Origin of the sequence: Arthrobacter sp. NicSoilC5, from assembly GCF_019977395.1 — a bacterium.
Classification (GTDB): domain Bacteria; phylum Actinomycetota; class Actinomycetes; order Actinomycetales; family Micrococcaceae; genus Arthrobacter.
Genome location: NZ_AP024660.1, coordinates 273,454 through 288,814, shown reverse-complemented (window position 1 = coordinate 288,814; position 15,361 = coordinate 273,454). Strand labels below are relative to the sequence as shown.

Annotated in this window: 12 protein-coding genes and 1 pseudogene; 7 read left to right on the top strand and 6 right to left on the bottom strand. The window is 59.7% G+C overall.

Annotation, left to right across the window (positions count from 1 at the left end; genetic code table 11):
• Positions 1-32: 32 nt before the first annotated feature.
• Genes ndhC through ndhA form a run of 3 tightly spaced genes read right to left on the bottom strand, consistent with a single transcriptional unit; the run spans position 33 to position 3,824 of the window.
• Positions 33-2,483 (bottom strand): 2,6-dihydroxypyridine 3-hydroxylase subunit NdhC, encoded by a 2,451-nt coding sequence (gene ndhC, locus LDO22_RS01285; RefSeq protein WP_224025784.1) that lies wholly within the window; start codon positions 2,481-2,483, stop codon positions 33-35.
• A 1-nt stretch (position 2,484) separates the two neighbouring features.
• Positions 2,485-2,976 (bottom strand): 2,6-dihydroxypyridine 3-hydroxylase subunit NdhB, encoded by a 492-nt coding sequence (gene ndhB, locus LDO22_RS01280; protein ID WP_346347079.1) that lies wholly within the window; start codon positions 2,974-2,976, stop codon positions 2,485-2,487.
• Positions 2,973-3,824 carry a 2,6-dihydroxypyridine 3-hydroxylase subunit NdhA gene (gene ndhA, locus LDO22_RS01275; RefSeq protein WP_224025783.1) on the bottom strand — a complete coding sequence of 284 codons (852 nt, stop codon included), beginning with the start codon at positions 3,822-3,824 and terminating at the stop codon, positions 2,973-2,975. Before ndhA ends, ndhB begins: the two co-directional genes overlap by 4 nt.
• A 606-nt stretch (positions 3,825-4,430) precedes the next feature.
• Between ndhA and LDO22_RS01270 the strand changes: the two are divergent.
• Positions 4,431-5,219 (top strand): annotated as a pseudogene (locus LDO22_RS01270) (IS481 family transposase); the annotation flags it as partial.
• A gap of 135 nt (positions 5,220-5,354) precedes the next feature.
• Here LDO22_RS01270 and LDO22_RS01265 read toward each other — a convergent pair.
• Together LDO22_RS01265 and moaA are read right to left on the bottom strand one after the other, a co-directional pair.
• The gene (locus LDO22_RS01265) at positions 5,355-5,621 is read right to left on the bottom strand and encodes a MoaD/ThiS family protein (RefSeq protein ID WP_159629977.1); all 267 of its coding nucleotides are present in this window, start codon (positions 5,619-5,621) and stop codon (positions 5,355-5,357) included.
• A gap of 6 nt (positions 5,622-5,627) precedes the next feature.
• The gene (gene moaA, locus LDO22_RS01260; RefSeq protein WP_201302373.1) at positions 5,628-6,773 is read right to left on the bottom strand and encodes a GTP 3',8-cyclase MoaA; all 1,146 of its coding nucleotides are present in this window, start codon (positions 6,771-6,773) and stop codon (positions 5,628-5,630) included.
• A gap of 271 nt (positions 6,774-7,044) precedes the next feature.
• Between moaA and glp the strand changes: the two genes are divergently transcribed.
• The 6 genes from glp to LDO22_RS01230 are packed head-to-tail and all read left to right on the top strand — an operon-like array spanning position 7,045 to position 12,151.
• Entirely contained in the window at positions 7,045-8,334 is a 1,290-nt protein-coding gene (gene glp, locus LDO22_RS01255) for a gephyrin-like molybdotransferase Glp (RefSeq protein WP_224025782.1), read from the top strand.
• Positions 8,322-8,831, top strand: coding sequence for a cyclic pyranopterin monophosphate synthase MoaC (gene moaC / locus LDO22_RS01250; RefSeq protein ID WP_224025781.1), 510 nt, complete (start codon positions 8,322-8,324; stop codon positions 8,829-8,831). Before glp ends, moaC begins: the two co-directional genes overlap by 13 nt.
• A gap of 59 nt (positions 8,832-8,890) precedes the next feature.
• Complete coding sequence (locus LDO22_RS01245; RefSeq protein ID WP_224025780.1) at positions 8,891-9,412, top strand: molybdenum cofactor biosynthesis protein MoaE; 522 nt, start codon at positions 8,891-8,893, stop codon at positions 9,410-9,412.
• A 51-nt stretch (positions 9,413-9,463) separates the two neighbouring features.
• Positions 9,464-10,267, top strand: a complete 804-nt coding sequence (gene modA, locus LDO22_RS01240; protein WP_224025779.1) for a molybdate ABC transporter substrate-binding protein — start codon at positions 9,464-9,466, stop codon at positions 10,265-10,267.
• Entirely contained in the window at positions 10,242-11,105 is an 864-nt protein-coding gene (locus LDO22_RS01235) for an ABC transporter permease (RefSeq protein ID WP_346347078.1), read from the top strand. Before modA ends, LDO22_RS01235 begins: the two co-directional genes overlap by 26 nt.
• Complete coding sequence (locus LDO22_RS01230) at positions 11,102-12,151, top strand: ABC transporter ATP-binding protein (RefSeq protein ID WP_224025778.1); 1,050 nt, start codon at positions 11,102-11,104, stop codon at positions 12,149-12,151. Before LDO22_RS01235 ends, LDO22_RS01230 begins: the two co-directional genes overlap by 4 nt.
• Before the next feature lie 1,413 nt (positions 12,152-13,564).
• On the opposite strand, the gene LDO22_RS01225 is transcribed toward LDO22_RS01230, so the two are convergent.
• Positions 13,565-15,361, bottom strand: a complete 1,797-nt coding sequence (locus LDO22_RS01225; RefSeq protein ID WP_224025777.1) for a glycoside hydrolase family 3 N-terminal domain-containing protein — start codon at positions 15,359-15,361, stop codon at positions 13,565-13,567.

Below are 15,361 nucleotides of genomic sequence, written 5' to 3'. Positions count from 1 at the left end.
CGTCTGCAACCAGGGACGCACGCATGCTGTCCCTACTCCGTATCCATTGGGCCTCGATCGAGCGCGGGCACCCCTGCCCGATCCCACAGGTCCGACCAATCCTCCGGGCCTTCCAGGTCGACAATTCCCTTGGTGGCGCGGATAATTTTCTCGGGGGTTGCTGGAAGTTCATAGAGAACGGAACCAAAGGGAGAGAGTGCATCATTCACGGCGTTGAGTACCGCAGCCGGTGCCGAGATCAGACCAGACTCTCCCATCCCCTTCACGCCCGACGCTGTCATCACCGACGGGGTTTCAATGTGCCTGATTTCAAATGGCGGAGAAACATCCATCGTTGGCGTCTGGTAATCCAGGAAAGACGTTGTAGACAAGTTTCCTGAATTATCGTAAACGAGCTGCTCGAAAAGGCCCATGCCAATTCCTTGTATGACCCCACCGCGAATTTGGCCCTCTACAATAGTGGGATTGATGATAACGCCGCAGTCCTCGACGGAATAGACCTTTTCGACTGTTACAAACCCGGTGATGGGATCCAGTTCAACGATAAGGGCATGACCGCCGTTCGAAAACATGGGCCGGGATGTGTCCCATGCCTTAGTGAACTCCAATCCAGGTTCAAAACCGGCGGGCCACTTGGATGAGTCCCAGTAGACTGCCATGGCCACGTCGGCGACGCTCACTCGCGATTCAGGAGCCCCTACGATGGATGCGAAGCCTTCTTCCAAAACGATGTCTTCCTCAGAAGACTCGAGCATGTTGGCAGCAACGGCAACCAATTTTTCACGAATGGCATGGGCTGCACGATTAACACATCCGCCCGCGATGACTGCTGCGCGGCTTCCAATGGTGCCGCTGCCATAGGCGCCCTTGGTGGAAGTTCCCGCATCGACGCTGATCGATTCGAAGGGAATGCCTAAGACATCCGCGGCTACCTGGGCAAGCGTAGTTTGGTGGCCCTGACCCTGTGAATTCAAACCCGAGGTTATTGTGACCGAGCCGGTCGAATCCATTTTGACGGTTGCTGTGTCATGGAACACATCGGTTGCGCCATGGGCCTGCATCATGCCCGTGCTCTCGCCACTACTTTCGACGAAGACGCTGATTCCCAACCCCAGGTATTTGCCGTTTTTGCGGGCTTCTTCCTGTCGTTCAAGAAAGGCCGGGTAGTCGACCATTTCTTCCAAGGTGTTGATTACCTCAAGAAATGACCCCTCCTCGTACACGACCCCCTGAGGATTTGTCCACGGAAATTCTTTAACAACATTCTGTCTCCGGATTTCAAAAGGAGACACCTTCATCTGTCGCGCCAGATCATCCATAAGGGATTCCCGGGCGAGAGTTCCCGCCGTGTACCCAACTCCGCGGAAAGCGCCCATGGGGCACTTGTTGGTGACGGCCCCCTCGTAAACGTACTCCGCCGCTGGGATATCGTATATACCGGTGGGCGTGACGGCCGCGGTGGCCCAGCATTCCACAGCCATAGTCTGCGGGGGCATATGGTAGGCGCCGCCGTCAACTAAAGAATGGGTCCGAACCCCAGTTATTCGTCCCTCAGCGTTGGCGGCATATTGGATTGTGACGAACTGCTCGTGGGCGTGTGAACCCGCCAAAAGATTTTCGCGCCGATCCTCTACCCATTTTACTGGCGTCTTCAGGTGCTTCGAAGCGAGCGGCATGAGCATTTCTTCAGGGAATACGTGCGCTTTCTGCCCGAAACCGCCGCCGGTATCAGGAGAAATGACCTCGCTTCGTGACTCATCGAAACCAAGAAAGAGGCTCAGGCACATCTTCACGTAGTGGGGCATCTGCGTTGACGCCCATAGCCTAAGCCGGTCCTCAGTCCATTCGTAGTCCGCTAGACAACCCCTCGTCTCCATAGGGGCGGCTGCCACCCGACCAGGGTGGTACAGGGCGGAAACGACATGCTCGGCATTGGCGAACGCCTCGTCCACGTCCCCAAAGGTTGCCCTCCCGCGAATGCCCACATTGTCAGGGCGTTCGCCGTTTGCTACTGGGCCCCCTTGGATCGATTTGCGGGGGTCAAGCACGACTTCGAGGGGCTCGAGCTCGAGACCTACGAGATCGCATGCATCTTCTGCTACCGCTCGCGAGTCTGCGACTATCAATACAACCGGTTCACCGACGTAGCGTACGACGTCCTTGGCCAAGAGAGGCATGGTCATCGCTTCGCATCCCTCAGCCGTATATTGTGCCTCGATGCCGGCGCAGTACTTTTCGATGTCAGAAGCCGTCCAGACAAGGTGAACGCCAGGCATCTCTGAGGCGACCGACGTATCAATGCCCGTGATTTGAGCATGAGCAGCAGGGCTGCGCACGAAACAAGCATGCAACTGGCCCTCAACGTTGATGTCGTTCAGGTACTTTCCCCGCCCGGTAAGAAGTCTTGCGTCCTCAGTTCGTGGGACCCGCTTGCCTATAACGTTTCTTGTTATCGGAGGAGAGTAATAATGTGGGTTGTCCATTTTAGTTTCCAATCTGACCCGCTGCATCCAGGACAGCCTCAACAATCGTCTGGTAGCCCGTGCATCGGCATAAGTTACCGGAGAGGGCCTCGACAACTTCGTCTCTTGTCGGACTAGGGTTTGCGTCTAGCAACTCTGTAGCTGATAGGAGGAACCCTGCCGTGCAAAAACCGCACTGGAGGGCATGGTGCTTTTTGAAAGCTTCCTGAAGTGGGCTAAGGGCAGCGCCATCCGACAGGTCTTCGACGGTCCGTATGCTGCGTCCGTTTCCCTGGGCGGCAAGGGTCAGGCAGGACCGCACGGCGGCCCCATCCATGAGGATCGTGCACGCACCGCAGACCCCATGCTCACACCCGAGCTTGATGCCGGTGAGTTTTTGGTCATTCCTCAGGTGGTCGGCCAGAGTATCGCGCGCGTCTACTGCAACAGTGCGCCGACGTCCGTTTACTTCCACGTCTATTTCGACGCGTTCTGATGGGGATGATGATGTCACGTACGTGCTCCTGCTTCAACTATGGTGCGCCGAATCAGCTCTTGCACCAGGCCTTGGCGATATTCGGCCGAGCCGTGGATGTCTGAGATGTACGAGAGCGATTTCGCTCCAGCTTTTGCGGCTACTTCTGCCCTTTCCGGTGACAGCTCTGATCCGTTGAGGACGTCTTCTGCCTCGGGCACTCGTTGGATTTTGCCAACAGCGGCGCCAACGGCCACCCGCGCATTTGAAATTTGTGAATCCTCGATCGACATTACGACTGCAACATTGGCGAGCCCATAGTCTCCAGATCGTCTAGCAAACTCCCCATAGCCCCATCCGTCGGGACGTGAAGGTAGCCAAACGTCAGTGATGATCTCGTCAGCGGCAATGCTCGTCATGTACGGACCAACGAACAGGTCATCGGCATCAATGGTGCGCCGTCCTCTTACACTTTGAACCTCCACCATTCCATTGAGGGCAAGCAATACGAGCGGCCATTCGCCCGCTGCATCGCCATGGGCCAAGGCTCCGCCCAAGGTCCCTCGATTCCTAATCTGGGGATGGGCTATGTGGTGGCCAGCTGCCACCATCATTGGCAGGTTCTTGGCAACGGCAGGGGAACTGACGATCGTTGCATGGGTGACCATAGGTCCGAAGCGGATGTAGTCTCCGACTTCCTCCAGGTCAGTCAGGCCAGGAACGTATCCCAGGTCTACAATGACGGACGGTTGGGCTAGGCGCATGGCCATGACAGGCAGCAGACTCTGGCCTCCAGCAATGATCTTGGAGTCCTCGTCAGCTGACAGTAGATCGCAGGCATCTTCAATTGATGCTGGTGATGCGTATCTGATATTAGGTAGTTTCATCCTTCACTCCCTCGAATGACCTTCATCTTCCCCTACCCGCCGTGACTTTTTGCATGGCATTGAAGGACAACTACATCCGACCTTTTGTCGAAGTGTGCACAAGGAACAACGCGCCCACCATTCCTGTCCTGGGCAGGGAAAAGGGTACGCAGGACAAAGGGTCCGTTTAAACGTCATGGACTGTTCCGTTAAACGACCGGGTGGGCACGCCCCTGCCTCCCCTGTTTTTTGCAGGCACAGCCTGTTATGTGCGCTGGCTATCGCGCAAGAGCCAGAAGCGCAAGCCCCCGGGTGCTTCTTCGCATGCGTTCACCGTCCAGGGGGCGTAACTGTCTACCCCTGCACCAAACGCGAAGGTATGGCTACTGGTACTCCTGCGGCGGCACCTAACGAACTTCAGTTGTTCGCCACCCATTCGAAAGTCACCAGAATCCACGGGAGCAACTACCAATGTTCAGAGCCCGACTCTTCATCACGGTTGGTACGCATCCAACTAGCTGTGTTACCACGGACGTTGGTGACAGTCGGCATGGCATGGCGATATGAAGAAAATCTCCGAGTGGAGCGGGGCTTGTCTAAGGTCAAGTTCCACAATCGGAGGTCTTCGTGTCCCACCCTAACGCTTTCCTCGCGCCCTTGGGGCGGCTTGAATTGGCGAAATGTATCGTCGATGATGGCTGGCCGTTGCGGCGCGCTGCCGAACGTTTGCAGGTTTCTGTGCCGACCGCCGCCCGTTGGGCCAAACGTTATCTTGAGCTTGGTCCCCAGGCGCGCGAGCTCGGCGCCAAGGCTATGGATGACCGCTCGAGCCGTCCTGCATCATCCCCGCAGCGGACACAACAGCGGGTCGAGCGGCGGATCATTGCCCTAAGGGTGAACCGGCGCTGGGGGCCGGCCCGCATCGCTTATTTGCTCGGGTTGCACCCGTCCACGGCCCACAAGGTCCTGTCCCGTTATCGTCTGGCGAGGCTGTCCTGTCTGGATCGGGCGACAGGACGAGTCATTCGCCGCTACGAACAAACAGTCCTGGAGCTCTCGTTCACGTCGACGTCAAGAAGCTCGGCCGGGTCCCCGACAGAGGAGGCAACAGGGCCGTGGGCCGGGCCAAGGGCTGGTCCAACCGCGGACAGTGCTAAGACCGCCCTAAACCCGGCTACGCCACATCCACACCGCCATTGATGACTACTCACGGCTCGCGTATTCAGAGATCCTCATAGACGAGCGGCAGGACAACAACGCTGCCCGATTCTGGCAACCGGTCAGCGCCTACTTTCAGGGCTACGGGGTCTCACCCCGCAGGGTGCTGACCGACAACGGTTCCTGCTACGGCTCACGGGTTTTTTCAACGAAGCTCCTGGTCCCGGCATCAAACACAAATACACCAGGCCAGTACAACTAGCTGAAGAACGATCGCCGCTACGACGACGTTTGTACGTGTCGCACGCTTTCGAGAAGCCCGTGAAGCGCGCTAAGACCTTCAAGATTGGCAACACTGCGTTGCAGACCGGATGCACAAAAAGCTGAAGCGGCTCATCCGCCGGCAAACGGGGGAAGCACGTCAACCACATCGTTCGGACCTACAACCGTTGAGTGATCACGCACTGCAACTTCATTCAACAGGAGGCTGCTTCTTGCCAAAATATTGGTCAGAGGGGGAGTCCCTGCGGGAGGTTCCGGACGTTTTACGGACCGTATGGCCTTCAGGAGCCCTGCCACAGTCGTGCCGTCTGCAAGGTCGAACATTTCTTCCTCAAATCCGGCAGCAGCACGTGCGGCAGCAAAATAGCGTACGTTCATAAAGAGCTATCCTCCAATGGCGCTCATGCTGCGGTCCGGCTGGACGAAGTCCGGGGCGTCTAGTCCTACATGATCCATGCCATGAGCTTTTGGCTTGAGCCACATTGCATCCTGCCACCGCCGTGCGAGAGCCTCGTCTGAGGCGCCTGATCGCAGTAGACCCAGCAGGTCGAATTCCTCGCGGGAGAACAGGCAGCCCATGATCTTGCCTTCGGCCGTGATCCGTGTCCGTCGGCAATCCGAGCAGAAGGGTTCAGTGACTGAGGCGATAATCCCCACTGTCCCAAGCGCCGGACGCACGTTCTGGCCCCCTGCCGACGAAGTGTCAGTCACCTCCGACCCAACTGCCCGACGCCGTACTTCGAAACGTTCCGCCGGCGCGCCCTCACGTGCCCGAGGATCCGGCGTGAGGACAAAGTCAGTGGACAGCAGCGTACGGATTTCGGCTGCTGTGATCATGTTGCGCCGGGTCCAGCCGTGATCGGCGTCCAGCGGCATCTGCTCAATAAACCTTAGTTCGTAACCACGGTCAAGCGCCCACGCGAGCAGCGAAGGAGCTTCGGCATCGTTGATGCCCCGCATCAATACGGCATTGAGCTTGACAGGCCCCAGTCCGGCGGACCACGCGGCATCCACCCCGGCCAGGACTTGGTCCAGGAAGGGCCGACGCGTCAGCTGGTTGAAGGTCTCCTCATGCAGCGAATCCAACGAGACGTTAATCCGGGTCAGCCCGGCAGCCTTGAGCGGGGCCGCTTTTTTGGCGAGCCCCACACCGTTCGTGGTCATTGAAATCGGCAGCTGAGGGTGGTTTCGCCGCAACTCGGCGATGATCCCCAGTAGATCGTGCCGGACCAGGGGTTCGCCTCCGGTCAGCCGCAGTTCGCGGATACCCAGGTTCTCCACACCGATCCGCACGATCCGTATAATTTCCGAGGCTGACATGACCGCCTGCTTGGATAGCCATTGGAGCCCCTCGGCAGGCATGCAATAGGTGCAGCGGAGGTTGCATTTATCCGTCAACGATAACCTCAGGTCAGTGGCGCGGCGCCCATACCGGTCCACCAGCGCGGCGCCTATGCCGGCAGGCCTTGACGCGGATACGGACAGCCCGGCATCCTCCCGGGGTTGCGGCATGCCTAGCTGGATACTCATGTCTTCAGGCTACGCGAAGCAGGGCAGGGGCCTTTGTGCTGGAACTGACAATTGCGGAAGCCAGTTGTGGCAAGTAGCTATAGCTGGCGCGTCGCTTTCCTGTTGGAATCACTTTGCACCCAGGAGGACCAGTTTGCGCAACACGATCGAACCTGGGCGCACACGAGAACCAGAGAGATGCTTCCGCCAAAAGCTTCGTTGGAAAGAATAAGCAGGTTGGCGTGGCCGAGCAGGATTCACCAGACCGAAAAAGATCTCCCGGAGGCAGGACATGGAAAGGCAAGAAGAGCAGCTGACCGCACTGGGTGGCAAGCGTCCCGGCCCCCGGATCCTCGGAAGGTCTCTGCCGGAACATGAACATCGAAGTGTATCGACACACCTGCAGGCAATCCGGGACGTGCTCTTTCCGCTGTTGACCCCACCCCAGGTAGAGCGAATCCCCTTAATGCAAGCGTTGGGCCGTGGCCTGGCCGAAACCGTTAAGGCACCGGCAAATTTGCCACCCTTCACCAACTCCCAAATGGATGGCTATGCGGTTAAATCCCGCGACATCACTGACGGCCAAGGGAAATTGCGTGTGGTATCACCCGTCCCGGCAGGCACAGTACCGGCACCTCTGGCTGGAGGGACAGCTGCTCCCATCATGACGGGGGCCCTGCTACCCGATGGAGCTGATTCTGTCGTCCCTATTGAACGGGCAGCGCCAAACCACTTCCCTCCCCCTGGGTTGGATACGACAGTGTGGCTTCCTGAGACAGCTGCCGGTACGTTTGTCCGCGGCGCAGGGAGTGATATAGCTAAAGGCGAATGCGCACTGCCCGCCGGAACCGTGCTCGGTCCGCGCCAGCTTGGTCTGCTCGCCGCATTGGGTGTCACTGAAGTTGTTGTTACTCAAAAGCTGACTGTCCTGCTGGCCACCACCGGGGACGAGGTCCTTGAGCCCGGTGAGAAGCCCGAACCGGGCAAGATTTACGATGCAAATAACACGCTCCTGGAGTCCTCTATGCTTCAGGCAGGGCTCAACGTCGTCAGGGCAGGCATAGTCAAGGATGAGCCGGGCGCCCTATCGAAACTCTTGAAAATCCATGCCGCGCACGTCGACCTGATTGTTACCAGTGGCGGCGTGAGCGCGGGCGCCTACGAGCCTGTTAGGCAGACCATGACCGATCATGACGTCGAATTTTCCCACGTTGCCCTTCAGCCCGGCGGTCCCCAGGGAGTCGGCACCTTCGAGGGGACTCCGATCCTTGCATTCCCTGGAAACCCGGTGAGCTGCTTTGTCTCGTTTGAGATGTTCCTGCGTCCGCTCCTGGGCGAAATGTTTGCTGCGCCGGCTCCCCGGCTCTCGTTCCGCGCACCCCTTTCGCATCCCTTAACGTCGCCCCCGAAAAAGCACCAGGTCCGGCGGGGTGTCCTCTTAGCGAACGGCACTGTTCGACTGGAAGGCGGCGAAGGTTCCCACCTGCTCGGAGCACTTGCTCGATCAAATGTCTTGGTGCACATCCCAGAGGGAATTTCGGAACTGGCGGAGGGATCAGAGGTGGAGGTATGGGCGGTTTGACGCTGGAAGGTTGGTCCGCGGGCCTCACCCACCTGCGCACGGACGGCACTGCCCACATGGTGGATGTTTCACACAAAGTTGAGTCCAACCGGGAGGCAACAGCTACGGCAACAGTTCGTACGACTCGCGAAGTCCTGCTGCTGCTCTCATCCGAGGGATTGCCCAAGGGCGATGCCATGGCCGTCGCCCGGATCGCAGGCATCCTGGCGACCAAGAAAACGTCCGAATTGATTGTGCTGTGCCACCCCTTACCTGTTTCCAGGGCGACGGTCGACTTCGTACTGGGACCTGACAGCGTGCGGCTCGTTGCAACCGTTAAGACTAGGGGTGTGACAGGAGTAGAGATGGAAGCTTTGACTGCAGTAAGCGTCGCCGCCCTGAACGTTTACGACATGATCAAAGCCGTTGACAAGCACGCTGTTCTTACGGATATCCGGGTACTTGCCAAGACTGGCGGCAAGAGTGGGGACTGGTCTCTGAAAACCTCGGAGGAATAGGCGTGACTGGAGACACGAGTGGGCTTGACAGGCGACTGCCGTTGAATGAGAGGACAGGAATGAGCACCGACCAACATACGGACGCAGGAGAAGCTGCCACCGCAGCGCAGACAACGAGGCAAGCCTTTGCCGTAGTCAATTGTGAGCTCAGCGATCAGCCCATCTCCGTCGAGGTGGCCACAGCGGCTGTGGATTCGAGCACGTCCGGAGCAGTAGTCAGTTTTTGTGGAGTGGTACGCAATCACGACGGCGGTAAGGCAGTCGACCGACTGACCTACACTGCTCACCCCACCGCACACCAGGCGTTGAAAAATGTTCTGGAAGCGGTCGCTGCCAAGTACTCGTCCGCTGATGAGGCGGAGGAAGTCGTTCCCGTGCGGATCTGGGCATCGCACCGGGTGGGAGCACTCGGAATTGGGGACGCGGCTCTCGTTTGTGCTGTAGCCGCGGGACACCGGGGACAGGCATTCGCTGTGTGCTCGGACCTGGTTGACCGCATCAAGAAAGAGGTGCCCATTTGGAAGCAACAGTTCTTCGCCGATGGGACCTTGGAATGGGTCGGTGCCGGCATAGCAGGTTGATCCCATGCGAGCGTTTGGGTCAATCAAGCCGAGCCCTAAAAGGATCATCACATGAACATTTTTCGCGTGCGCGTCAGCCTGCTGCTGACCCCCTGGGTCGTTGCGGCAGGACTGGCTGGCTGCGCTAACTCCGCCGATGACAAAGCCCCGGGCCCAGGTACCGGCACTCCCCCAACGAGCACAGGCTCGGTGACCGTTTACGCCGCCGCGTCCTTAAAGTCTCCCTTCACCGAGATCGCCTCCAAGTTCGAGGCCGCAAACCCGGGCACTAAGGTTACGCTGAACTTCGCAGGATCCTCGGCCCTGGTCTCGCAGATTACCCAAGGCGCTCCGGCCGATGTTTTCGCCTCCGCCGATGTCAAGAACATGGCTGAACTTTCCGCTGCCGGGCTTATCAACGGAACGCCGACCAACTTCGCCACGAACGTCCTGACCATCGCAGTTCCATCAGTAAACCCGGCGTCGATTTCTTCCTTCGCAGATCTAGCGAAGCCGGGCATCAAAGTAGTTGTCTGCGCCCCGCAGGTTCCTTGCGGCTCCGCCACGGGGAAGGTGGAAAAGGCTACGGGAACAACCCTGAAGCCTGTCAGCGAGGAATCCTCCGTCACAGACGTCCTGGGCAAGATCACCTCCGGGGAAGCCGACGCTGGCCTTGTCTACGTCACCGATGTCAAGACCGCCGGTGACAAGGTCAAGGGCATCGCTTTCAGCGGGTCCGACCAGGCTGTGAACACTTATCCGATCGCTGCCGTAGGAACAAGCGCGAACAAGGATCTGGCCAACGCGTTCATCGGCATGGTCACCGGAAGCGAAGGCAGGAAGGTCCTCGGTGACGCCGGTTTTGGTGCCCCGTAAGAAGGCCTGGTCGGGCAGCAGGACAAACCGACAAAACACCGGTTACACAGGGCTCCCTCCGTGGGTTTTCGCCCTTGCAGCAGCAGGATGCCTGTTTGTCCTGCTGCCGCTTGCCGCAATGGTGTTCAGGGTCAACTGGGCGCACTTCATCCCGCTCATCACATCGGAATCCTCGCTCACGGCGCTTGGCCTCAGCCTGCGGACGGCTGCGGCCAGCACGGTGTTGTGTCTCGTCTTCGGGGTGCCGCTGGCCCTCCTTCTGGCCCGCTCCAGCTTCCCGGGCCAGCACCTGCTGCGGGCGTTTGTGTTGCTACCCCTCGTCCTGCCGCCCGTGGTCGGCGGCATCGCGTTGCTCTACACGTTTGGCCGTCAGGGACTCCTCGGGAAGAGCATGCAACTGGCTGGCATCCAAATCACGTTCTCCACCACCGCCGTCGTCCTCGCCCAGACATTCGTGGCGTTGCCGTTTCTGGTGGTCAGTCTCGACGGAGCTCTCCGTACCGCCGGCACCAAGTATGAAGCCGTCGCAGCGACGCTTGGTGCCCGCCCGAGCACGGTGCTGCGCCGGGTCACTCTCCCGCTGGTCCTGCCCGGTCTTGCCTCCGGCGCCGTGCTGTCCTTCGCGCGATGCCTGGGCGAATTTGGCGCCACCCTGACCTTCGCCGGGAGCCTCCAAGGTGTCACCCGCACCCTGCCACTGCAGATCTACCTTCAGCGTGAAAGCGACGCCGACGCTGCCGTCGCCCTTTCCCTGGTACTTGTGGCGGTGGCGGTCGCGGTCGTCTCACTTTCCTTCCGGAATTCGCCGGCGCTGGCAGCGGATGCGGAATCAAGATGACCTTCAAACTCGATGCCGCCCTGCACGCGCGCAACTTCGACGTCTCCTTCACTTTCGGAGGCACAGAAACAGTAGCCGTGCTGGGTCCAAACGGTGCCGGCAAGTCGACGATGCTGGCAATCATCGCAGGGCTCATCCGCCCGGATAGCGGGAACGCGGCGCTAAAACAGAAGATGCTGTTCGAAATTGGCGACGGCACGAACAACTTCCTGCCGCCGCACATGCGGGGAACCGCGCTGCTCGCACAGGAACCGCTGCTGTTTCCGCACATGAGCGTGTTGGAGAACGTAGCCTTCGGTCCGCGGGCTGCCGGCGCGGATCGGGCCAGTGCGCTTCAGACGGCTCGACACTGGCTCGCGGAAGTAGAAGCGGTGGAGTTCGCCAACCGGCGGCCAGGCCAGCTTTCCGGCGGTCAGGCTCAACGCGTTGCCTTAGCGCGCGCGCTTGCAACGGAACCCGAACTACTGCTCCTCGACGAACCCTTGGCGGCCCTCGACATTCATGCCGCCCCCACGCTGCGCCGCCTTCTCAAGCGGATCCTCGCTACGCGCCGCACCATCATCATCACGCACGATGTCCTGGACGCGCTGATGCTCGCCGACCGCGCCATCGTCATCGAAGACGGGCGGATCACCGAGGAAGGCTCACCCCGGGAGATCCTGAAGAAACCCCGCGGCAAATTTGCTGCCGGACTGGCGGGCTTGAACCTGCTCTCCGGAACTATCACAGGCCACGGGCTCACGTCCAATTGCGGGCTTGACATCAACGCACATCCTCAAGACGGAGCAGTCGTCGGCCAAGACGGCGTTGCACTCTTTTCACCGATCGCGGTTGCGGTCTTCCCGACTGCTGATCACGGTAGCCCACGGAACTCGTTCGCCGTCAGAATCACGGATCTGGAACCCCACGGCGACCATATCCGTGTCCACGCCGGAGGCCTGATGGCAGACATCACCCCGGCCGCTTCGGCAGACCTCGGGCTCATGCCCGGGATAAACGTCTACTTCGTCATCAAGGCTACGGCCATCACCGTTTACCCGGCATAGCACACAACGTTCGGGCCCATCTTCTCTGCCGTCGGGGTCTCGTCATGCCGGAATCGCGTGCGGTAGTTCATCACAAGGTGTACAGCAGTGGGTGTCCTGCCCTCATCCTTACTGGCCGACAAGCGCCGCCGGAGTTGGTCACGAAGACGTCCGGAGCAGGCAGTGTCCTGCAACGGTGGCCCTATTCCGGGGCAACCAGTCGAACAAGGAAAGACCAGACCGGACCGTTGCGATTCTGCCCAGCATGCTAGAGCAGACAGGACCAGAGCGGCAGTGGTGTCGAATGGCGATCCGCCACGTTCGACCAGAAGTTGTAAGGCCAGGTCAATGCCTCGGCGGTTCCGGGTGAATCGGTGATTCCGTCTGACAGAGCCCTATTCACAGGACCGGCAGATTTTGCTGAAGATTTATCGGCTCCATGACACGTGCGTCGGTTTCAACCAGTGGTCATAGGGTCCGGTACGGCACACCCCATTTTGATGACCCCGCAGGGATGACCTGGAGAAGGCGAGGCGGATCGGGGCCTTGATTAAGCCCGGCGGCTACGTGGACAAGCCGATGAGGAGCCTCAATCGTTTTTGTATCCGTTTCATCCAACTCCGTTCTCCCCGGCCCCACTCAGCGGGCATATAAAAATCCGGGTCTGTGCCCCCGCGAGGAAGAAAGACCTCCTGAGCCTGGGATGGGAACGGGGCAGCTGTCTTCGTATCGTTCGAACTCATATAATCCTCCTTCGGCCCTCCTGCAGGGCGTTCTTGATGAACCTGTAGTCACAAGGAGGTTCTTGATCCGCATCGCTTCAACTCAGGAAGGCGTCCTTCAAACCAGTGACGGGTCCACGTTAGTCCAGCGCGGTCAGGGCGTCTTTAGACGCGCGAATCATATTTTTCGTTCTGGGGGTCCAGGAAACCCTTCACACCCCGCCGCTGACATGTTATGGGTGCTGATGCCGGGACACCGGGCGAACAAGGCCAGTGTGTTCCGGCATCAGGCACACAATACTCATCTTCCCTTCGTTCTGACCCAGTGGGCAGGCAGCTATTGGGGTGGCTATCCCCCCGTAAATCTGGTCTCCTGACGGCGCACGAAGTCAACAGGCACTGTTGGATGTGCCCGTACAACGTACTGACCCATCCCGATATCAGTGACCATGATCCCCATGTCGTTGCGCCGTGCGGCCTGAGTTACCAGTTCGATGGCGGCGTCTACCGTTCGTTCCCTTTCCGCGGCGCCTCCGGCGACTGTCACCTCGAGCATCCCAGGAGACCTTGAATCTTCGTTTTGGCCTGTGGATGGGTTGGTCAGCGCATTCGGCACCGCAGTTCCTAATCGTCCTTGTGAGGCCGGCGGGCAGGGCAACCCACCGACCTCACTTGCCTGATGCCCTTCGCGGGGCTGTGCTGTGGTAAACGTTTAGCGCGTGTTGAAGGTGTCAGGAGAAGCGTCGGCGGCTGACGGGATTTTTGGGCCCGCCTCGAGCTTTAGTCCGGAGCCTGCGCGGAAGAGCGGAACGGCCATGTCGAAGGGGACGTCTTCCCGTGAGGCCTCGACATCGGTCATGGAGGAGGGCAGGTCGAAGGGAAGGGTTCCCCTGAATGGGGCCCGCCCGGTGAGAGCATCGAGCAAGACCTTGTCACTGCAGCCGAAATCACCGACTATTGCTGCCGTGACTCCGATCAATTGTGTGAGCACTGCCGGGCGTTCCAGGTATACCGAGAGGTACACCGGGGCGTGCGTGGCGTAGGCGCGGATGCGGTCGACGGTTTCCTGGGGGAAATCGAGGGTCCCGCCGTGGAAGAAGTCGCCGAGGGAGCCGCGGCCGGGTTCGAAGGGTGCATCAAGCCTGACCACAATCGCGTCGGAGGCCGTGATGTCGTCGGTGATAACCAGCTCGTCAACAACATCTTGGGCTGTCAGGCCGTCGAGATACACGCGGGTTCCTCCCGCAAGAGGCAGGGCCCCCTCCTCTGCGGAGATCAGCACGAGGGAGTCTCGTTGAGCAGCTACTCCCCGTTCGAGGAAGACCGGGGAGCCGCACACTCTGCGAGTGGTCTCCACGTCAACCCGGCGATGTTCGAAAGTGCCGAGCCGGAATTTCTCGCGCAGGAGCCGACGCGCGGACTGGTCGATGCGTTCTTCTGTGATGCGCCCTGAGTCCACGAGTTCCTCGATCAGAACGGGATTGCGGTCGCCTCCGAACTGGTCGATCCCGACGTCTATTGCGATGGCGGCGCGTTCCTTGGGTTCGAGGTGTTCCAGTCCCCAGCCGTTTGGACCGAACGTCACGTCGCCGATCTGCTCTGCCTCAAGCAGGTTCCAGTCGGTTACGACGATACCGTCGAAGCGCAGTTCCCGTCGCAGGATGTCGCGTACGACCGGAGCGTTGAACGCGAATCCGACTTCATCCCAGGATGTTCCGACAGGTTTGCCGTAGTAGGTCATGACCTGTGTCGCTCCTGCTGCGAAGGCGCGGCGGAACGGATCCATGTGCAGTTCCTGCATACCGCCCGGGTACACCTGTTCCGGATAGCGGGGATCGTGCGCGTCGTCGCCTCTTAACTGAGGCCCGGCGCCGGGGAAGTGTTTGACGACTGCAGCCACCGATTCGGGGCCAAGGTGGGGGCCTCCTCTGAGAGCCTCGATGAACGCTACGGTGAGTTCGGCCACGCGTTCAGGATTTTCGCCGAAGGTACCTGAGCCGCGGGACCAGCGCGGATCGCTGAAGATGTCGGCCATCGGTCCTAGGAGGACTCGGACTCCCATGGCCATTAGTTCCTGGCGCATGGTGTCGGCGTAGCTTCGGACCGAATCGATGTCGCCAGTTGCAGCTATTCCGGTCGTCTCGGGCCAGCGCGAAAGACTGCCGAGCGCCTGACCGGTGAATGGATTGCTGCGGAAGCCATGGCGGGGGTCAGTTGACAGGGTCACAGGGATACCAAGGCGTGTACTTTCCGCGATCTCCTGCAGCGTGTTGTGCCATGCAGCAACAGAGAGGCTGTCTTCTCCACCCAGGACGTTGAAGTGGGTGATGCCCGAACGGCCGACGTTCAGTTCGGCAGCGGCGAGGGCCTCGCTGTCGGTAAGGCCACCGCTGCCGGGGCTCGTAGAAGGGTGAAACATCAGAGCCGCCTTCTCAGCGACTGTCATGCGCGCCAGCACATCTTCTGCCCGGCGTTCGGCGGGCAGGGCAGGGTCTCGATAATCGTTCAC